Origin of the sequence: Marinobacter sp. CH_CUG1437-1 (assembly GCF_037029655.1) — a bacterium.
Taxonomy (GTDB): Bacteria; Pseudomonadota; Gammaproteobacteria; order Pseudomonadales; family Oleiphilaceae; genus Marinobacter; species Marinobacter salsuginis.
The window spans coordinates 109,105-130,126 of the sequence record NZ_JAYMEW010000003.1 but is presented as its reverse complement, the minus strand read 5'-3'; the positions used below and the strand labels follow the sequence as shown (position 1 = coordinate 130,126).

At 57.9% G+C, this 21,022-nt stretch carries 15 protein-coding genes; 10 read left to right on the top strand and 5 right to left on the bottom strand.

Annotated features, from left to right (window positions below; genetic code table 11):
- The first annotated feature begins 214 nt into the window (after positions 1 to 214).
- The 4 genes from WA411_RS09295 (at position 215) to WA411_RS09280 (ending at position 4,839) form a co-directional block, all read left to right on the top strand.
- The gene (locus tag WA411_RS09295) at positions 215 to 1,567 is read left to right on the top strand and encodes an adenosylmethionine--8-amino-7-oxononanoate transaminase (RefSeq protein WP_291906492.1); all 1,353 of its coding nucleotides are present in this window, start codon (positions 215 to 217) and stop codon (positions 1,565 to 1,567) included.
- Between the two features lie 28 nt (positions 1,568 to 1,595).
- A complete protein-coding gene (locus WA411_RS09290; protein WP_153633908.1) occupies positions 1,596 to 2,330 on the top strand; it encodes a 16S rRNA (uracil(1498)-N(3))-methyltransferase in 735 nt (244 codons plus the stop codon).
- 119 nt (positions 2,331 to 2,449) lie between these two features.
- On the top strand, positions 2,450 to 3,679 hold the full coding sequence (locus WA411_RS09285) for a DUF445 domain-containing protein (RefSeq protein ID WP_291906495.1): 1,230 nt from the start codon (positions 2,450 to 2,452) through the stop codon (positions 3,677 to 3,679).
- Positions 3,680 to 3,789: 110 nt separating this feature from the next.
- The gene (locus WA411_RS09280) at positions 3,790 to 4,839 is read left to right on the top strand and encodes an HDOD domain-containing protein (RefSeq protein ID WP_069184442.1); all 1,050 of its coding nucleotides are present in this window, start codon (positions 3,790 to 3,792) and stop codon (positions 4,837 to 4,839) included.
- Here WA411_RS09280 and WA411_RS09275 read toward each other — a convergent pair.
- The 3 genes from WA411_RS09275 to malE form a co-directional block, all read right to left on the bottom strand.
- Positions 4,822 to 6,183, bottom strand: a complete 1,362-nt coding sequence (locus WA411_RS09275) for a YihY/virulence factor BrkB family protein (protein WP_153633910.1) — start codon at positions 6,181 to 6,183, stop codon at positions 4,822 to 4,824. The two genes, WA411_RS09280 and WA411_RS09275, sit on opposite strands and share 18 nt — an antisense overlap.
- An 81-nt stretch (positions 6,184 to 6,264) precedes the next feature.
- Positions 6,265 to 8,001, bottom strand: coding sequence for a methyl-accepting chemotaxis protein (locus tag WA411_RS09270; RefSeq protein WP_291906498.1), 1,737 nt, complete (start codon positions 7,999 to 8,001; stop codon positions 6,265 to 6,267).
- A gap of 36 nt (positions 8,002 to 8,037) precedes the next feature.
- On the bottom strand, positions 8,038 to 9,267 hold the full coding sequence (malE, locus tag WA411_RS09265) for a maltose/maltodextrin ABC transporter substrate-binding protein MalE (RefSeq protein ID WP_291906500.1): 1,230 nt from the start codon (positions 9,265 to 9,267) through the stop codon (positions 8,038 to 8,040).
- 236 nt (positions 9,268 to 9,503) lie between these two features.
- On the opposite strand from malE, the gene WA411_RS09260 reads away from it, so the two are divergent.
- On the top strand, positions 9,504 to 10,757 hold the full coding sequence (locus WA411_RS09260) for an OmpP1/FadL family transporter (RefSeq protein ID WP_291906502.1): 1,254 nt from the start codon (positions 9,504 to 9,506) through the stop codon (positions 10,755 to 10,757).
- Between the two features lie 49 nt (positions 10,758 to 10,806).
- On the opposite strand, the gene WA411_RS09255 is transcribed toward WA411_RS09260, so the two are convergent.
- Positions 10,807 to 11,742, bottom strand: coding sequence for a D-2-hydroxyacid dehydrogenase (locus tag WA411_RS09255; RefSeq protein ID WP_291906504.1), 936 nt, complete (start codon positions 11,740 to 11,742; stop codon positions 10,807 to 10,809).
- A 93-nt stretch (positions 11,743 to 11,835) separates the two neighbouring features.
- Here WA411_RS09255 and tmpT point away from each other — a divergent pair, with 93 nt between their 5' ends.
- From tmpT to WA411_RS09230, 5 genes are all read left to right on the top strand, one after another.
- Entirely contained in the window at positions 11,836 to 12,489 is a 654-nt protein-coding gene (tmpT, locus tag WA411_RS09250; protein ID WP_291906506.1) for a thiopurine S-methyltransferase, read from the top strand.
- 401 nt (positions 12,490 to 12,890) lie between these two features.
- Complete coding sequence (locus WA411_RS09245) at positions 12,891 to 14,813, top strand: PrkA family serine protein kinase (RefSeq protein WP_291906508.1); 1,923 nt, start codon at positions 12,891 to 12,893, stop codon at positions 14,811 to 14,813.
- 33 nt (positions 14,814 to 14,846) lie between these two features.
- Positions 14,847 to 16,142 (top strand): YeaH/YhbH family protein, encoded by a 1,296-nt coding sequence (locus WA411_RS09240; protein WP_291906511.1) that lies wholly within the window; start codon positions 14,847 to 14,849, stop codon positions 16,140 to 16,142.
- Positions 16,139 to 17,698 carry a SpoVR family protein gene (locus WA411_RS09235; RefSeq protein WP_069184451.1) on the top strand — a complete coding sequence of 520 codons (1,560 nt, stop codon included), beginning with the start codon at positions 16,139 to 16,141 and terminating at the stop codon, positions 17,696 to 17,698. Before WA411_RS09240 ends, WA411_RS09235 begins: the two co-directional genes overlap by 4 nt.
- Positions 17,695 to 19,626 carry an alkaline phosphatase D family protein gene (locus tag WA411_RS09230; RefSeq protein ID WP_291906685.1) on the top strand — a complete coding sequence of 644 codons (1,932 nt, stop codon included), beginning with the start codon at positions 17,695 to 17,697 and terminating at the stop codon, positions 19,624 to 19,626. Before WA411_RS09235 ends, WA411_RS09230 begins: the two co-directional genes overlap by 4 nt.
- Here WA411_RS09230 and WA411_RS09225 read toward each other — a convergent pair whose 3' ends face one another.
- Positions 19,627 to 20,985: a TrpB-like pyridoxal phosphate-dependent enzyme gene (locus WA411_RS09225; protein WP_209400307.1), complete on the bottom strand. Its 1,359-nt coding sequence runs from the start codon at positions 20,983 to 20,985 to the stop codon at positions 19,627 to 19,629. It lies immediately after the preceding gene.
- Between the last annotated feature and the right edge of the window lie 37 nt (positions 20,986 to 21,022).

The following is a 21,022-nucleotide window of genomic DNA, read 5'->3' as shown; positions in this document are numbered from 1 at the left end:
GCTCTTTAGCGGGAAACCGGCAGTTTACACTGACGCACTCTGCCAGCCAAACCCTTCGATCTCACAGTGTGATGGAATCAAGGGGTAGGAAACGTCAGGCAATTCCGGGCCAGGTCGACCCGAAATCCGGGTGGCCGATATCCGCTGTTAACTGTAATATCCGCACAGGTTAACAGCGACAACCCAGAATCAGACCGTCTGACGGAGAATTATCATGCGCAATGCTGACCTCGTCACCCGTGGCCTCAAGTCCGTGTGGCACCCCTGCACCCAGATGAAAGACCACGAAGGCGCCGTGCCCCTGGTGCCCATCAAGCGGGGTGAAGGTGTCTGGCTGGAAGATTTTGAAGGCAATCGCTTTATCGATGCCGTCAGCTCGTGGTGGGTCAATCTGTTTGGCCACGCCAATCCGAGAATCAACGCGGCGATCCAGAAGCAGATTGGCGAACTTGAGCACGTTATCCTTGCCGGTTTTACCCACGAGCCGGTCGTCAATCTGTCCGAGCGTCTTATCGAAGTTACTCCACCGGGCCTGAATAAGGTCTTTTACGCCGACAACGGCTCCTCGGCCATCGAAGCCGCCCTGAAGATGAGCTTCCACTACTGGAAGAACCATGGCAAACCGGGCAAGAAAAACTTTGTGAACCTGAGCAACAGCTACCACGGTGAAACCCTTGGCGCTCTGGCCCTCGGCGATGTGTCGCTCTACAAGGACACCTACCAGCCATTGCTGATGGAGGTACTGACAGCCCCTTCCCCAGACGCCTTCAACAAAGAGCCGGGTGAGACCGATGAGGCCTACGCACTGCGCCAGTTTGAAGCCATGGACAAGCTCCTCGCCGAAAAGCACGACGAAATCTGCGCCGTGGTGTTGGAGCCGCTGATCCAGTGTGCCGGCGGCATGCGAATGCATCACCCCATCTACCACACCAAACTTCGGGAAGCCTGCGACCGCTATGGCGTGCACCTGATTGCGGATGAGATCGCCGTTGGTTTTGGCCGTACCGGCACCCTGTTTGCCTGTGAACAGTCCGGCATCACTCCGGATTTCATGTGCCTGTCCAAAGGACTTACCGCCGGCTACCTGCCACTGTCCGTGGTATTGACCACCGATGATGTCTATAACGCCTTCTACGACGACTACGAAACCCTGAAGGCCTTCCTCCACAGCCACAGCTATACCGGCAACCCCATTGGTTGCGCCGTGGCGTTGGCGACCCTGGACATCTTCCGTGATGACAATGTCATCGAGAGCAACCACCGGCTATCTGCCTGCATGGCCGAATCCGTCGCCCATCTTGTGGACCACCCCAATGTCGGCGACATCCGCCAGCATGGCATGACCCTAGCGGTGGAAATGGTGAAAGATAAAGCCTCGAAAACGCCCTTCCCCTGGCAGGAACGCCGTGGCATTCGTGTTTACCAGCATGCATTGACTCGCCAGGCCTTGCTTCGCCCCCTGGGTAATGTGGTTTACTTCATGCCGCCTTACGTGATCACCGAAGAACAGATCCGCCATCTGGGCCAGGTTGCAACGGAAGGCATTGAGATCGCAGTTCGCGACTGACAGCCGCCCGGACCTGAGAGACCAGCCCATGCGTATACCCCGCATCTACACCGATTCCGCCCTCACGGAGGGCGGCACCGCAGCACTTGATGACAACGCGGCGCAACACGTCGGGCGGGTATTGCGCATGCAACCGGGGCAGGATCTGCTGCTTTTCAACGGCGATGGCAACGACTACCCCGCTACCATCACCAGCGCCAGCAAGAAGAACGTGGAAGTCCAGGTGGGCACTCCACAGGCCAACGCCACAGAATCCCCCCTCGAAATCGTCCTCGGCCAGACTCTCTCCAAGGGCGACCGCATGGACTACGCGGTGCAGAAAGCCGTGGAAATGGGTGTTACCCGTATCGTGCCGCTGACCACCGAACGATGCGACGTAAAACTGAAGGGCGACCGGGAAGACAAACGCCTGCGCCACTGGCAATCCGTTGCCATCAGCGCCGCCGAACAGTGCGGGCGCGCCCGGGTACCGGAGATACTGCCGGTGATGACGGTTTCCGAGTGGCTGGAACACAGCCGCGATTGCGAAGTCCGCCTTGTATTGCATCACCGCACCGAGCACGCTCTGAAGTCCATTATTCCCCCGGGGCGAGTTGCGCTGATGATCGGCCCGGAAGGCGGCCTTTCGCCCGAGGAAATTGCCCGGGCGGAAAAAGAGGGCTTTCTGCCGGTAGCCCTTGGCCCCCGGGTGCTGCGCACCGAAACCGCACCGGTTGCGGCCATGGCGCTTTGCCAATGGCTGTGGGGTGATATCGGCAGCTGATCGATTCCGACCGTGCCGCCGTCTCATGTCGGCACGCAAGTCATTGACATGGAGGGGTGCCAACAACATTATCCCTGTCGACTCCGAAAGCAAAAAAACGATCACACGCGAGTAACGGGATGACAAGCCTGCTAAGCACCCAAGAATTCTGGCAATACCTCAGTATCCCGGTTATTGCCGCCCTGATCGGCTGGACCACCAACTGGCTGGCCATCAAAATGACTTTCTATCCCCTGGAATTCATTGGCAAACCACCGCTGCTCGGCTGGCAGGGCATCATCCCCTCGAAGGCCCGGAAAATGGCCGCTATCAGTGTCGACGCCACCATCTCGAAGATCGGCACCGTTCGGGAAATCTTCCAGCAGATTGACCCCAAGGTTCTGGCCACCCATATCGTTCACTCTGTCGACCCGCGAATCGAGGAGTACGTGGACGAGATGATGCTCAAGGAATACCCCACCTTCTGGGAAAACCTGCCCGCCTCAGCTCGCAAGATGGTTTACGACCGCGTCCGCAAATCAACGCCTCAGCTGGTGGACAACCTGGTTGAGGACGTCTCCGATAACATCGAAGACCTGCTGGATATCAAAGGCATGGTCATTGACCGCCTGGCCAGCGACAAGGAATTGCTGAACCGGATCTTTATTGAATGTGGTGAGGTGGAATTCCGGTTCATCATCAACTCGGGGCTCTACTTCGGCTTCCTGTTCGGCCTGATCCAGATGGCGGTCTGGTATGTCTACCCGAGCTGGTGGGTACTGCCCTTCTTCGGCCTGCTGGTGGGCTGGGCGACCAACTGGATTGCCCTGAACGTTATTTTCCGGCCGCTGCACGCCAAAAAAGTCGGGCCATTCCGCATTCAGGGCCTGTTCCTGAAGCGCCAGCCGGCCGTGGCAGAATCCTTCTGCCACATCGTGACCCACGAGATTCTTACCGTCGGCAACATCATTAACGCCATTCTCGATGGGCCCAAGGGTGATCGCGCCCGCAACATGGTCAAGAAGCACATCAAACCGCTGGTGGATGAAACCGCCGGCATGGGCAAGGCGCTGACCCAGATGGCCTTCGGCCCCACCGGCTTTGCCACCCTCAAGAACAAGGTGGGCGAAAAAGCCATCGAAATATCGCAGACATCGTTCAACAACCCGGTGTTCGAGAAGGACCGGGCCCGGGCGGTGGAATCGATCATGGTCGAGCGGATGATCGCCCTGTCTTCTGAAGAATTCCAGGACCTTCTCCGGCCCTGTTTCCAGGAGGACGAAATCAAACTGATACTTGTGGGCGCTTTCCTGGGCTTTGGCGCTGGCATCTGCCAACTGGTGTTCGTGTTCGGGGAATCGTTCCTGTAAATTCCCGCAGTAATTCACGGGCTTGAAACCTGTGCAAGGATGCGTCGTACATCTATACTCTCAGAAACGGAGGTTCATTACTTCGAACAGGTTCGACCCGGAGGCAACGGATGCCAGGTTTTCTCTCCTGGATTTCAGGATTATTCACCACTAAACAACCTGCACCGCCAGCTTCAGAGGCGAGGCTGTTCAATCCATCCCCGCAGATCCCGCCCAACGAAACCCCGGACACAGGCCCTGAACTGGCCCAACAGTTGGAGGAGCACCTGTTCTGCTGGCTACTGGACGCCGAACCCGCGGCTTTGCGGGCTGATCTTTCGTCTTACGACGAGGTGCTGGCGGAACTCGATCAGCGCCTGTCCAAGAACAAAATGGAAGAACTTCCACGGCAACCCATGAGTCTGCCCATGCTCATGCGGGCTCTCTCTGATGAATCGACCGACCGCCACCGGCTGACAGAGATCATTCTTGGAGATCCGTCGCTGACCGATCAATTGTTGCAGATTGCCAACAGTCCCTACTTCCGCACCAGCGACCATGCCATTGAGTCGGTGGACCAGGCGGTGTTCATACTCGGGGTGGATGGCATCAGGAACGTTATTTCCGCCGCGGTAATGCGCCCCATGATGGCCGCGAGGAACAGCCGAGAAGCGCTTTTCGGGCAACGCGTCTGGCGCTGGGGCCTGACCTGCGCACGATCGGCGGAATTGATTGCGAGGACTCAGGGAGAAGACACTAGCGCACACTTCATGGTGGGTTTGCTGCCTTCACTTGGCTACATCACCATCCGCCGGGAACTGCAACGTATCTGCCGGTCACTTTCTGCATCCGGAGAACCGGAGCCTGCACTTATCCGCCACGCACTGGCGAGGTACCAGTGGGCCACCTGCCAGTTACTGGCGAACGAATGGAACCTTCCCCCCAAGTATCACGCCTACCTTCTGGCGGCCGAACGACCGGCGCCAAGACAGAAGCACACGCCCCTGACCGATGGCATGGTCATTGGTACCAGGGAGGTACTCAGGCACGCGCACCAGCGGAATCTTGCCGAAGAGCAGTTGCCAAAACTGGTACGTTTAACCCCGGACCAAATCAGCAACGTCCGCAACGCGGTGCAGAAGATGCTCCGGGAAGGCGGTCGATCAACGGTCAGGAGCTGACACAGGCACAGGTTCGGCCAATGATCCGGCCCTCTCCTGATGATCATCAGCTCGCAACAACTCGGCGAATGTTCGCGTCTCCTCCACCTTTCGCGAACCCAGCAATTCAGCCGGAATGACCTTTGGCAGCCGGTCAACTATCCGGTCCTCGTCGTGGCGAACAGCCCTGAGTACCTCACCCACGGTAATAAGATCCAGTGCCCGTCCGGGCACAAGTCTATCGCCCTGGCTTCCGGCCAGGCTGAGCAAACCCGCCCGGATCAACTTGTCACTGAGCGCACGGGTCACCTCACCCGGCACTCTCAACTGGTGCTCCAATACTTCCTGCTGAGGCGCCGGCTCCCCCTCACTGAACGGTTTGGCCACCAGCCACATAGTCGCGAGCGCCACATTCTCCTGGAGCTCCGGTGCCAATTGTACCTGGCGCCGCTTGGCCACTGACCCGGGATTCTGCAGATAAAACGCCAGGCTGGCACCGAGTAGCAGGATCATCCAGTTCAAGTAGATCCAGATCAGCAGGATGATGCCGATGGCGAAACTGGAATAGATTGCGGCGTACTTGGCCGAACCCGCCACAAAGGAGGCAAACAGCATACCGCCAGCTTGCCAGGAAACCCCGGCCACGAGACCGCCGATGGCGGCATACCGCAACTTGACCCGGGTGTTGGGCATGAACACGTAAACAAAGGTGAACGCGCCAACCACCAGAAAAAACGGCGTAAAGCGGCTGGCAACCAGAATGACCGAACCGAACGGCTCGATTTCAATCAGCTTCTGGACAATGGTTGAGGAGAAAATGGTCGCGCTCACACCAATAGCTGAAACCATCAGCAACGGTCCCACCATGATGACGCTCAGGTAGTTGCTGAAGCGCTGTGCCATGGAGCGCATGTCTGGTACGCGCCAGATCATGTTGAAGGAGCGTTCGATTTTCTGCAGCAGGGAAACCACCGTGTAGACCAGCAACGCCAGGCCGACAGAGCCGAGCACCCCAACCTTCATGTTATCCACGAACCCGAGGATCTGCTCGGCGAGTTGTATCCCCTGGGGCCCCAGCGGCTCAAAGAACTGGAACAGGAATGGTTCCATCCGCTGATGCACACCCAGCGCCTTGAGAACCGAAAAGCTCAAGGCAAGAAGCGGCACGATACTCAGCAGCGTGGTGTAGACCAGGCTCATGGCATGAAGTGTGAGCTGCCCGCTGACTACGTCCCGGGCCATGGCGTACGCCGTGCGTCCGACCTTGTACAACCAGGTCCAGGGCCAACTCTGGGGAGGGTTCGAGTTGGACAGAATCCAGCTTTCAGCAGCCTGGAGTCTTTCTCTCATCTGAATGGAAGCCACGCAAAGTCCTGCATGCAAGTGTTTTCCTAAGCTTATCAGGCAACTGTCAGTAGACAACCCGGCTGGCGCTTATTTGCGTATTCAGTACCGGAACTGACGAATGTTGCTGGTCAGGATCTCACTCAGCGAGGCCACACGGTCAGTCATGGATTCGGCATTTCGGGCGTTGTCTGATATCTCCTCTATCTGCTCGGTCAGATTGATCAGGTTTTCGTCAATACTGCTCACAGCGTCCCTCTGTTCTGCGGCCGCCTGGGCGACCTCCTGATTAAGTGAACGCATTGCCAGGGCCTTGTCGTCAATGGCCTGGAGGCTCTGGCTGCACTCCTGGATCAGCGCCACCGTGCGTCGGCTTTCCTCTCGACTGGTCTCGGCAGAATCTACCGCACTCCGGGCCCCCTTCTGCAGGGCCGTTACCAGCTCGTCAATCTCCTCGGTAGATCCGGCGGTCTGCTGGGCCAGGCCACGAACTTCGTCGGCAACAATGGAAAATCCCCGCCCCGCGTCACCCGCCCGGGCTGCTTCAATGGCCGCATTGAGCGCCAGCAGATTGGTTTTCTCGGAAATAACCCGGATAACCTCCACCGCACGCCCGATGGATTCACTCTGTCCAGCCAGCGAGCGAATAGACACAGCCACTTCTTCAATGCGCTCTTCAAGTTGGCTCATTGCTGTGACCGACGCCTGAGCGGCGGCGCCTCCGGAGGACGTCAGCTCACTGACCTCCCGGGACAGGCGTTCGGCGTTCCGGGCATTATCTAATACACCTTCAGCTGTGACCGTCACCTGGTTGGCGGCGGTCGCAACGAGGCTGGTTTCGTGTTTCTGACGCCCCACATACTCATTCAGGCTCTGGGAGCTGGCCCGGCCCCGCGCCGCCACATCCCCCAGATCTCCGGTGGTGCCAGCCACCTGGCCAATCAGTCTGGCAAACCGTTCAAGCATCTGGTCAAAGGCACTGGCAATAACCCGAAGCTCGTCCTTTCGTTGATAATGCAGGGTGCCAGCGAGATTATTGGTTTCCTGGATGTCGGAAATTTGCCGCCCGAGACGATTTATGGGCCGCGTCAGTGACATCAGGAACAGGCCGCCAAGCACCAGGGCCGCAACCACCAGGGTAACCGCCATGACCAGACCGGTCTGCCGGGCGCCATTAATATCCTGCTGGACAGCTTCGGCGCTGCCCACGACCTCATCCGAGGCGGTCAGCAGGTCGGCACCGGCGGCCAGCACACCTTCTGAAAGAGCGCTCGCCTGTTGTTGGTAGTCCACGCGAATGGCACCCAGATGGTTGGTCAGCTTTACCGCCTCTTCTCGGGCAACCTCCGCCATTGAGCGCCCCATGAGCATCATGGACTTTTCGAAGAATTCGAACATCCGTGCACCAACAGTCCGATAGGTATCCACAGATTCCTTCATGTCGGCAACCCTATCACCTAGAGCCGCATCGGCTATGGCCATGTAATCCAGCTCTGCCAGCAACAGCGCCAGAGCCGCCTCGGCCTTCTCAAGAGATTCCAGATCTGCGTTCAGCGCTGCGTGGAAATACCAGTACTGCATCGCATCCAGGTGCTGCTGCGCAGTGGTCACCCGGCCGGCCAACACACCGATTGCCTGCTGACGGTCAATCAGTTCCGACTGCTGCTCGGTCGCGGCGCGCTGGCCGGCAATGATGGTTGCCTGGTCGTCCACTCTTGCCCCGATAACATCAATGCGGGACTGCATCAGCCAGGATGACAGGACCGAAAGCCCGATCAGTACCGAGAACAGAGCCACGATCCGGGCACGAATACTGAAACTGGAGAAGCGTAGCGTCATTGTCTGGGCACCTGCCGGGCGTCAATTGATGAGTGGTTAGTTGGAGGCTTCGGTCGTCACATAATGGCGGCGGGTCCAGCCGCGCATTTCGTCCAGGCGTTGCAACCGGGTTGAGGCCTCGGTCAGGGTGGCGCGAATAGGCTCCTCACCTTCCAGCATGCTGGTGAACCGAATTGTCATCAGGTCCCAGAAGCGCTTCATCTCTGGAATATTGGGCATGATCTCGCCCCGACTGGCGGATCGGAAGGTATGGTCAATGAACGGGTCTTCTCGGAGCGTGTTCACAACATCCAGATGGGCTACGGCACCAAGGGGTTTATCATCGTTGACCGAATGAAGCCCCTGCTCGGTAAGCAAATACTCCTCCAGGAATTCCCGGGCTACCTCCTGATTGGTGGACACCGCACTGATGCCGGCCGCCAGGACCCCCACGAAGGGTCGTCCAGGATCCCCGGTTGTTGTCGGCACATCCGCAATGCCGACATCAATGCCGGCTCCACGCAGCTCGCTCCAGGCCCAGGGCCCGTTGATGATCATGGCCACTTCCCCGGCCTTGAAGCCTTCCATCATGGAGCCGTAGTCGGCGCCGGCGGCCAGCACGCCCTGCTTGAGCAGGTTGCGGATGCCGATCACCGCATTCACGGCACCGTCAGTGGCAACGCCTACGTCGGAAAGGTCGTAGACAAAACCCTCCGCCCCAAAACTGTATCCGCCGGAACCGGCAAAGATTGGCCAGGAAAAGTATACGTTTCGGTAGTCCCAGGAAATTGCACTGACACCTTTACTGGCCAGCTTCCGGTCCAGTTCGGCCACCTGGTCCAGAGTCCGCGGCGGTTGCTTGACCAGATCCTTGTTATAGAGAAGGCTCACAACTTCCATAGCGATGGGATACCCATAAACGCGATCACCCACCGACACTGCCTGCCAGGCGAAGGGTGCAATCGATTCACGGAAGGTGTCTGAGGGTTTGATTGGTGTCAGGTGGCCCTCGTTGATCCAACTGCCGAAGCGGTCGTGGGGCCATATAACGATGTCTGGAGCCTTGGCAGTATATCCGTAGTGGTCGTACTGGGAGGTCAGATCGTCTGGAGTTTCAACCGTGACGGGAACCCCCGTCTCCTGCTCGAAGCGCGTGCCGACCTTGGCCAGGCCGTTGAAGCCTTTGTCAGAATTGATCCAGATAAGCAACTCGCCCCGCTCGAACGCCAGTGCTGTCTGGGAGCAAAGCAGAGCACAACACAGTGCTGCCAGTGTTTTCCCGATCATGATGTATCGCCCTTTTGTTTTTGTTTGAGCGTGGGCAGTTTAGGCAGGAAGCGACAACAACTACGTCATACAGCTGTCATCTTTTCGGGGATGAAGCGGGGGGCGTACGAATATCCGGACCAAAAACTCAGATCACGATATAACCATATCAATATTTGTTTCTTTCTCTTATAACGAAAAGCATGTAAAAAGACGGCTATTCATGATATGTCGATTACCTGAACGGGTATTTTCTCATGCGAATCAAGCTTGCTCTGGGAGTGGCCGCACTCACGGCGCTCTCTCCGTTGACCGCCCAGGCCACCAACGGCTACTTCAGCCATGGTTATGGCACCATCAGCAAAGGCATGGCCGGTGCTGGTACCGCCCTGTCCCAGGACAGCATTGCAGCGGCGACCAACCCGGCGGGCATGGCGTTTGTTGGCAATCGCATTGATGGCGGTCTCGAATTGTTTTCACCCCGGCGGGAGTACACCGTAGAAGGGCCACTCTCTCCTCCTCCCGCGTTCTCGCTGCAGCCAGGCACGTATAAAAGCAGCCGCAACGGTTTCGTGATCCCGCACCTGGGTTTTAATAGGGAACTGTCAGACACCACCAGCTTTGGCGTGTCGATTTTCGCCAACGGCGGCATGAACACCGACTACTCCGGTGAAAGCGGAGGGCCTTTCTACGCTGGCCGAACCGGTGTAAACCTTGAGCAGCTATTCATTGCGCCTACCTGGTCCTGGGAGTTCTCAGATAACCAGGCCATCGGCATTTCGCCCGTTATTGCCTATCAGCGTTTTGAGGCAGAAGGCCTGCAAAGCTTCGCACCCTTTTCCTCAGACGCCAGTGCCCTTTCCAACAATGGCACTGATGACGCCTGGGGTTACGGTTATCAAATCGGCTGGCAGGGCGAAATCACCAACACCCTCCGCGGCGGCGTTAGCTGGCGCAACATTCTGAAGATGAACGAGTTCGACAAATACCGCGGTCTGTTCGCCGAGCAAGGCGACTTCGACATTCCACAGATGTTCAACGCGGGCATTGCCTGGTCCGGGCTCGAAGACCACTGGTTCCTGTTGGATATCCAGCACATCCGTTACAGCGAGATCAACAGCGTGGGCAACGCGCTGCTGCCTAATCTACAGACCGCCCAGCTGGGCGATGATAACGGCGCAGGCTTTGGCTGGGACGACATGACCATCGTCAAACTTGGCTGGCAGTGGCAGCAAACACCAGCTCACGCGTGGCGGGCAGGCGTAAGCTACGGAGAAAATCCTATTTCCGACGAAGATGTGCTGTTCAACATATTGGCACCGGGCGTCCAGGAATGGCACTTCACCGGCGGCTTTACCCACAACTTCACCGAAACCCTCGATCTGTCGGGTATGGCGTTTTACTCCCCGGCCAAGACAGTGACCGGACCCAACCCGCTGGCACCGAACCAGACCATTGATCTGGAAATGTACCAACTTGGCGCCTCGGTCAGCGTCGGCTGGAAGTACTGAACCAGCCTGATACAGTCTCGAAAGCCCCGGTTCGCCCGGGGCTTTTCTTTTAGAGCACAGAATTCAGATTCGCTGCGGTGATACCCACAATCCGCTGCCTCGCCTCGCGGCTGGCCCAGGCAGAGTGTGGGGTAATAATCAGATTCGGAATATCGTCCGCCAGCAGTGGATTGCCGTTGCGGGGCGGCTCCTCGGTCAGCACATCGAAACCGGCACCGCCGATCTCGCCCGCGCGCAGCGCGTCCGCCAGCGCCTGTTCGTTTACCAGACCACCGCGGCTGGTGTTGATCAGCAAGGAGTCGGGTTTCATCATTTTCAGTTCACGGGCACCGATCAGATCCCGGGTCTCATCCGTGAGCAGGCAGTGCAATGACAGCACATCTGCTTTAGGCAGCAGTTCGTCCAGGGGAATTCGGGAATACCCGTCCACCACACCTGGTTCCTGCCCGGGACGGGCCCCAAGCAGAACCTTCATGCCAAAAGCCGCGGCCCGCTCCGCCACGCCCTGACCAAGATCGCCGTAGCCGACAATACCGAGCGTGCGCCCTTCCAGCTCCATAATCGGATGGTCCATCAGGCAGAACATGTCGCTCTTGCCCCAGCGCCCGGCCCGAACATCCCGATCGTAATCCAGCAGCCGGGTGGCCAATGCCAGCATCAGTGCCATCGTATGCTGCGCCACTGTTGAGCGACCGTAGTTGGTCACGTTCATCACCTTGATGCCGTGATCCTTGGCTGCCGCCTGGTCAATATTGTTCAAGCCGGTCGCCACCACGGCAATGGTCTTGAGCTCCGGACAGGCCTCGAAATGCTCACGGGTGAGCACGACTTTATTGACCAGCACGGTATCGAACCCCCGGATGCGCTCCAGAACCTCATCCGGCGCCGTTCGCTCATACTTTTCAAGCCCGCCAGTCACCGATTCGATGGGCGAAAGATCCACATCATCGCCGAGGGTTTTGGCGTCTAGAAACACCGCTTTCATACTTTTCTCCTGAATCCAGATGGCATCAGATTAGGGTAGACTGAAATAAACGTCCAAGACTCAAAATGTCCAAGCAATAACAGGGTGTGAACCATGGAACATGAATTCTGGCATGAACGCTGGGCTAAAAAGGAAATCGGATTCCACGAAGGCACGGTCAACCAGTACCTCCACGACCACTGGCCGGAACTGGCCGGCAAAGGCACCGACGCCGTCTTCGTACCCCTCTGCGGCAAAGCCCACGACATGTGGTGGCTCCACGACCGCGGCCACCCCATCATCGGTGTGGAACTGAGCGAACTGGCCTGCAAGGACTTCTTTGAAGAAGCCGGCGAAAAAGCCAAGGTCCACCCGGGCGAGCCCTTCATCACCTTCAAACACGACAACCTGCAACTCTGGTGCGGCGACTTCTTCCAGCTGGTTCCCGACGACCTCAAACACGTGCGACTGGTCTACGACCGCGCTGCCCTGATCGCCCTGCCGCCCCACATGCGCAAAGACTATGTAAACCACCTCACCGCCATCATCCCCGACGGCACAAAAATCCTGCTGATCACCCTGGACTACGACACAGAGATCAAAGGCCCCCCGTTTAACGTCAGCGACGAAGAGGTGCGGGAGCTCTACCAGGACGACTACAAAATCGAACATATCCTGACCAACACCCTGGCCAAGGATCATCCGTTTACAAAACGGAAAGGCCTGGAAAATGCCTCGGAAAGCGTGTTCCGTCTAACCAAAATCTAAGATGCCTTCAAGCGGTCGCATCATTAGTCTGATCGGAGTGTACCGGGGGTCTTCCTGAAAGCGAATTTGATGTCTGAGCGCAGCGAGTTGCCAATTCGCTTTCAGGAAGACCCCTGGTGCGCTCCAGCCCCCAAAGCGACATGCCAGCCCACCAGAGCTACAAAAACCCCACACCGCTCTAACATAATTTAATGAACCTTAACCACTCACACACTGTCCAACTCCCGAACCGTGAACTAAGCTCAAAGTAACCAAGCCGGCCACGAGTTGATCGTTCACAGGCTTGTAAGTATCCATTCCTTCCACCCATAACTAAACGAACCGCCCGGATGGGCGGAGCCGACTGCAACGGGGAAATTGCGTGAATTGAAAGCTGAAGATACAGCGAGCGAGGGCAATCTATGAGCATACTGCAGCACTTCAAAGACCGGTATGAGAGTACCCAGGAAGAAGAATACAGCCTGGAGGAATACCTGGAGATCTGCAAAAAGGACCCAACGGCCTATGCCACGGCCGCTGAGAGAATGTTAATTGCCATTGGCGAACCAGAGCTCGTCGATACTTCCAAAGATCCGAGGCTTTCAAGGATATTTTCCAACAAGGTCATCAAGCGGTACCCCGAGTTTTCCGAGTTCTATGGCATGGAAGACGCCGTGGAAAACATCGTTTCCTTCTTCCGCCACGCCGCCCAGGGCCTGGAAGAAAAGAAACAGATCCTCTACCTGCTGGGCCCAGTGGGCGGTGGTAAATCGTCCCTGGCGGAAAAACTCAAGTCACTGATGCAGAAAGTGCCCTTCTACGCCATCAAGGGCTCGCCAGTGAACGAATCACCCCTGGGCCTGTTCGATCCCGCCGAAGATGCCCAGATACTGCAAGAAGAATACGGCATCCCCGCTCGCTACCTGAAAAACATCATGTCCCCCTGGGCCGTTAAACGGCTGCATGAATTCGGCGGCGACATTAGCCAGTTCCGGGTTGTGAAAATGTACCCATCGGTACTTGATCAGGTTGCTGTATCAAAGACCGAACCGGGAGACGACAACAACCAGGACATTTCCGCCCTCGTCGGGAAGGTCAACATCCGCATGCTGGAGGATTTCTCCCAGGACGATCCGGATGCCTACAGCTTCAGCGGTGGCCTGTGCAAGGCCAACCAGGGGCTGATGGAATTCGTGGAGATGTTCAAGGCACCCATCAAAGTGCTGCACCCATTGCTGACCGCGACCCAGGAAGGCAACTACAACACCACCGAAGGCATGGGCTCTGTCCCGTTCGACGGTGTGATCCTGGCCCACTCCAACGAATCGGAGTGGCAGACCTTCCGCAATAACAAGCACAACGAGGCGTTCCTTGACCGGGTCTATATCGTCAAGGTGCCCTACTGTGTGCGGGTGACCGAAGAAATCGAGATCTACAAGAAACTGCTCAGCAACAGTTCGCTCGAAGGCGCTCCCTGCGCGCCAGACACCCTGGACATGCTGGCCCAGTTCTCGGTGCTCTCGCGCATCAAGGAGCCGGAAAACTCCAGCATCTTCTCCAAGATGCGGGTTTATGACGGCCAGAACATCAAGGATACCGACCCGAAAGCCAAATCCATCCAGGAGTACCGTGACGCCGCTGGCGTGATGGAAGGCATGGACGGGCTCTCTACCCGCTTCGCCTTCAAAATCCTGTCCAAGGTCTTCAACTTCGACACCACCGAAGTGGCGGCGAACCCGGTACATCTGCTCTACGTTCTGGAAAAACAGATCGAACAGGAGCAGTTCCCGCCGGAGACCCATGAGAAATACCTGAGGTTCATCAAGGAATTCCTGGCGCCGCACTACGTGCAGTTCATCGGCAAGGAAATCCAGACTGCGTATCTGGAAAGCTACAGCGAATACGGCCAGAACCTGTTCGACCGCTATGTCACCTATGCCGACTTCTGGATCCAGGATCAGGAATACCGGGATCCGGACACCGGCGAAATCCTCGATCGCTCTTCCATCAACGAAGAGCTGGAAAAAATCGAGAAGCCCGCGGGCATTTCCAACCCGAAGGATTTCCGGAACGAGGTGGTCAACTTTGTGCTGCGGGCCCGGGCCAACAACGGTGGCAAGAACCCGTCCTGGCTCAGCTACGAAAAGCTGCGCAGCGTGATCGAGAAGAAGATGTTCTCGAACACCGAGGATCTGTTGCCGGTGATTTCGTTCAACCCGAAAGCAAGTCAGGAAGACCAGAACAAGCACAAGCAGTTCGTCGAGCGTATGGTCGATCGAGGCTACACGGAGAAGCAGGTCCGGCTGTTGGCCGAATGGTACCTGCGGGTTCGCAAGTCTCACTAAGTCAGTGACCATTCACTGATCTGGAGTAACGCCATGGGAATGACCCACATAGTCGACCGGCGACTGAACGGTAAAAACAAGAGCGCGGTGAACCGGGAACGGTTCCTGCGCCGCTACCGCCACCACATCAAGCGTGCGGTGTCGGATGCGGTTCAGAAGCGCTCAATCACCGATATAGAACGGGGCGAGAAGGTCAGTATTCCGTCCCGGGACATTGAAGAACCCATCTTCCACCACGGCCAGGGCGGCAAACGGGAGGTGGTGCACCCCGGCAATCAGGAATTTGTGGCCGGCGACACCATCCCCAAGCCAGAGGGCGGCGGAGGCCAGGGCTCCGGACAGGGCCAGGCCAGCCCGGACGGCGAAGGTATGGATGAGTTCGCCTTCCAGATCACTCAGGAGGAATTCCTCGATTTTCTGTTCGACGATCTCGAACTGCCCAACCTGGCCCGCAAGAAACTCAAGGACACCGAGGCCTTCAAGTATATCCGCTCCGGCTTCAGCACCGAGGGGGTGCCGGCCAAGCTGGATGTCGTACGCTCGTTGCGCGGTGCCCACGCCCGACGCCTGGGCCTGGGAGGCGCGCGCAAGAAGAAGATCCGGGATCTGGAAAGACAGCTGGAAGCACTGAAATCAGCGCCGGAAGACCTGGATCCCGCGTTCAGCCACGAAGACCAGATTCAGGTTCTGGAGGAGGAAATCGCGCGACTGAAGGCGAATGTTCGCCGCATTCCCTTCATTGATGAGATCGACCTGCGCTATCGCCAGCACGTGAAAAAGCCACAGCCGGCCACCAGTGCCGTGATGTTCTGCCTGATGGACGTGTCCGGGTCCATGACCCAGATGCACAAGGACATTGCCAAGCGCTTCTTCATCCTGCTGTACCTGTTTCTGAAGAAGAACTACAAGAAGATTGAAGTGGTCTTCATCCGGCATCACACCAGCGCCAAGGAAGTGGACGAGGAGGAGTTCTTCTATTCCCGGGAAACCGGCGGCACTATTGTCTCCAGCGCCCTCAAGCTGATGCACAAGATTATCGAATCCCGGTATTCCCCGGCCGAGTGGAACATTTACGCTGCCCAGGCATCGGACGGTGATAATTGGAACGATGACTCGCCGGTGTGCGGGAAGATCCTGGCCGACAATATCCTGCCCTTGGTGCAGTATTTTGCCTACGTGGAGATCACACCCCAGGACCACCAGATGCTCTGGTACGAGTACGAGAAGATCCAGGAGCAATTCCCCCAGAGCTTTGCCCTGCAGCAGATCGCCGACCCCGGCGAAATTTACCCGGTATTCCGGCAGTTGTTCGAGAGGAAAGCCGCATGACTAACCTCATGGACCGTCCAAACTCGCCCGAAAGCGATCAGCCCAGAGCCCGGGAGCCGATCTCGACCGGTTCTGAATGGACGTTCGAGCTGATCCAGAAATACGACGACGAGATTGCCAAGTGCGCCGCCGAGTTCGGCCTGGACACCTACCCCAACCAGATTGAGGTGATCAGCGCCGAACAGATGATGGACGCCTACAGCTCCGTGGGCATGCCGGTTGGCTACCATCACTGGTCCTTCGGCAAGCAGTTCCTCAGTACCTCCAAGGGCTATCAGCGCGGTCAGATGGGCCTGGCCTACGAGATCGTGATCAACTCCAACCCCTGCATCGCTTACCTGATGGAAGAGAACACCCTCCCGATGCAGGCGCTGGTTATCGCCCACGCTTCCTACGGCCACAACTCGTTCTTCAAGGGTAACTACCTGTTCCGCACCTGGACCGACGCCAGCGCGATCATCGATTACCTGGTGTTTGCCCGCCATTACGTGGCGGAGTGCGAGGAGCGCTATGGCGTGGATGCCGTCGAGGAAATCCTGGATTCCTGCCATGCCCTGATGAACTACGGCGTAGATCGCTACAAGCGCCCTGCACCGATATCGGCTTCAGAAGAAGTGCGGCGCCAGAAGGAGCGTGAGGAGTACCAGCAGCGGCGCATCAACGATCTCTGGCGCACCATTCCGAAAATGGACGACGAGGATGACCCGGTTAGACGCGGCAAGCGCTACCCGGAAGAGCCACAGGAGAACATTCTCTACTTCATCGAGAAGAACGCGCCACTGCTGGAGACCTGGCAGCGGGAAATCATCCGCATCGTGCGGAAGCTGGGCCAGTACTTCTATCCCCAGCGCCAGACCCAGGTCATGAACGAAGGCTGGGCCAGCTTCTGGCACTACACCCTTCTACACCGTATGTACGACAAGGGCCTGGTGACAGACGGTTTCATGCTGGAGTTTCTCCAGAGCCACTCGGCGGTGGTGTATCAGCCACCGTTCAATAGCCCCTGGTACTCCGGCCTGAACCCTTACACCCTGGGATTCTCGATCTTCACGGATCTGCGCAGAATCTGCGAGAACCCCACAGACGAAGACCGGGAGTGGTTCCCGGACATCGCCGGCGGCGACTGGCTGGAAACCCTGCATTTCGCGATGAAGAACTTCAAGGACGAGAGCTTCATCCAGCAGTTCCTCTCACCCAAGGTGATGCGGGACCTTAAGCTCTTTGCGATCCAGAACGACGATCAGGAGGACGTCTATCGGGTAACCGCCATCCACGATGAACCCGGTTACCGGGACCTGCGCGAGAAACTGGCGCGACAGTACAATCTCAGTTATCGCGAACCCAACATCCAGGTATGGAATGTGGATGTGCGCGGCGACCGCTCCCTGACCCTGCGCCACATACCGGTAGACCGTGTGCCACTGGGCAAGGAAACCGACGAGGTTCTGCGCCATGTGCACAGGCTCTGGGGCTTTGATGTGCATTTGGAAAGCGTGGACGATGGCACCGTGGTGGAAGACCACCACTGCCCGCCAAGGGAACTTGAGGAGGACTGAATCTGGAGCCTGATGGCAAATTCGGGCCGGTACTGGCCGGCCCGATTCTACGTCATTCCGCGCCGGACTCACTTGTTCTGTGGCTGGTAACCAGCGAACGGACAGCGCTCGCCGTTCAGGTATTCAAAGGCAAAGAGCTCCTGCTGGATCGTCCGCTAGCAGAATCAGAGGTTTCACGGCTTCGAATTGGTACCCGTGCCTGGCTGAACCTTCTGACAATCACACCGGACTCCGCTCTGCCCCGGGACACCCCGCTTGAGTACGACCTGGGGCTCACTGGTGACGGATCCGCCCCACCCCGATGGATCCGCAGCTGGGCTACGCATCTTTGCCCGGAGAGCCGCGATCGCCCTGGCTTTACCCTGAAGTCGAAACTGGATCGCATACTCCATGGCTCCTGCCGGAGACCTCACCATCCCTCGCGAGACGGTTTGGTTCGGGTGGATGAGGAACTGCAGAAGGCACAGAGACTAGAGGACGTTCCGTCTCTGCTGCTGATGACCGGCGACCAGGTCTACGCCGATGATGTGGCCGGTCCGATGTTGCACGCCATCCAGTGCGTTATTCACCAGCTGGGTCTTTACCAGGAAGTGCTGGAAGGCGCCTCGCTTTCACACAGCAAGGAACTGACTTCGGTAGCAAATGCCTATTACCACCGGGATGAACTGCTGCCGGAATCCGAATTTAAAGAGGACCTCACCGAGCGTTTCTTTGGTGGCGTCCGCAAGCCAGTGTTCACAACCGCCAACGCCGGCAATCACCTGATCTCGTTCGCCGAGGTGATGGCCATGTACCTGCTGGTGTGGTCGCCGGAGCCCTGGCACCTTGTTACCAGCGCGGAGCCAGTCGAAGATCCGGACGAACTGGCGCGTTATCGGAAAGAACAGGCCGCTATCGACGAGTTTCGCAGAACCCTTCCGCGGGCAGCGCGGGCCATGGCTAACGTGCCCGTCTATATGATCTTTGATGATCATGACGTTACCGACGACTGGAATCTCTCGGCCCTCTGGGAAACCACCGCTTATGAACACCCCTTTTCCCGGCGCATCATCGGCAATGCCCTGCTGGGCTATCTCTTGTGCCAGGGCTGGGGTAACCAACCGGGTAATTTCGGGGACCTGATCGAACAGTGTCAGAAGCTGTTCGATTCCAGTGACGGACAACACGAGCTGGACAAGGCCATTCAGGATGAATTGATCGACCAACTGTTTCACTTCCAGCACTGGCATTACAGCCTGCCCACCTCGCCCAGACTGGTGGTTCTGGACACCCGCACGCACCGCTGGCGCAGTGAGATCCGGCGCAGCCACCCGTCCGGCCTGATGGACTGGGAATCGCTGACCGATTTCCAGCATGAGATCATGGGCGAGGACGCGGTCGTGGTGGTCTCCCCGGCGCCCATGTTCGGGGTGAAGCTCATAGAGATGATCCAGCGGGTGTTTACCTTTTTCGGCAAACCCCTGCTGGTAGACGCTGAAAACTGGATGGCGCATCGAGGCGCCGCCAGTGTACTGCTCAATATTTTCGGCCACCCCCGAACGCCCAGACACTTCGTGATTCTTTCCGGGGATGTCCACTATTCGTTTGCCTATGACGTTAGGCTGCGCCACAAACAGAATGGTCCACATGTCTGGCAGATCACCAGTAGCGGCATCAAAAATGAATTCCCCAACACCCTGCTGGAATGGCTGGACCGGCTCAATCGCTGGCTGTTTGCGCCCTGGTCGCCCCTGAACTGGTTCACCAAGAGACGGCGAATGTGGATCTCTCCCAGGCTACCGGAGGGCCGGGAAGCCGGAGAGCGCTTGTGGAACGGGGCGGGCATCGGGGATGTGAGGCTGGATGAAGAAGGCGAACCCACCGCCATCCGGCAACTGGATGCCGGCGGCGGGGGTACGATTTTTCAGCGACGCGCTAAAGAAAACTGATCAGGCGTTGACCGAGGGCAGCCCGGACAGGGCCATTGCCAGTTCCTGTTCGTCGTACTCGTGGTCGCTCAGTTCACCGGCGAAGTAGGAGGTGTAGGCCGCCATATCGAAATGGCCGTGACCGCAGAGGTTGAACAGAATCACCTCCTCCTTGCCTTCCCGCTTGCAGCGCAGGGCTTCATCAATAGCGCCCTTGACCGCATGATTGGCCTCTGGTGCCGGCACAATGCCTTCGTTCTTGGCGAACAGCACACCGGCTTCGAAGCACTCCCGCTGGGTGTAGGACACCGCATCAAACAGCCCCAGTTCCTTGGCATGGGACACAAGTGGTGCCATACCGTGGTAGCGCAGGCCACCGGCGTGGAAGCCGGGCGGTGTGAAGCCCGAACCCAGGGTATGCATCTTGGTGAGCGGGGTCATGTGGGCGGTATCGCCGTAATCATAGGCGTATTTGCCCCGGGTCAGTGTGGGACAGGCCGAGGGTTCCACCGCAACGATCCGGGATTTCTCACCGCCTCTCAGGGCGTGGCCCATGAACGGGAAGGCAATACCTGCAAAGTTGGAACCACCGCCGGTGCAACCCACGATCACATCGGGCCAGCAGTCCGCCATTTCCATTTGCTGCATGGCTTCCAGTCCGATGATGCTTTGATGGAGCAGCACATGATTGAGTACCGAACCGAGGGCGTACTTGGTGTTAGGATCCTGGACAGCCAGTTCCACGGCTTCAGAGATGGCGATGCCCAGACTGCCGGTGTGGTCAGGATTTTCGGCCAGCACTTTGCGTCCAAACTCGGTCAGCTCCGAGGGTGAGGCGACACACTTGGCACCGTAGGTTTCCATGACGGCCCGGCGATAGGGTTTCTGGTTGTATGAAACCCGGACCTGGAACACGGTCACGTCCATATCAAACAGGGAACCGGCAAAAGACAAAGAGGTGCCCCACTGCCCGGCACCGGTTTCCGTAGTCAGGGTTCGAATGCCCGCTTCCCGGTTGTAGAAGGCTTGCGGAATCGCGGTGTTCGGCTTGTGGCTGCCCGCCGGGCTCACGCCCTCGTACTTGTAGAAGATTTTCGCCGGGGTGCCGAGGGCCTTCTCGAGGCGATGGGCCCGGTACAGGGGTGCCGGACGCCAGAGATTGTAGACGTCACGCACCGGCTCCGGAATCTCGATTTCCCGCTCGGTGGTCACTTCCTGTTCGATCAGCGCCATCGGGAACAACGGCTCAAGGTCCGAAGGCTCTACCGGTTTCTGGGTGCCCGGGTGCAGTACGGCCGGCAACGGCTCAGGCAGGTCCGCCTGCAGGTTGTACCAGTATTTGGGCATCTGGCTTTCTTCGAGAAGGAACTTGGTTTGCATGAATCAAAAATCCCTACTGTTTATGTTGTTATCGCCC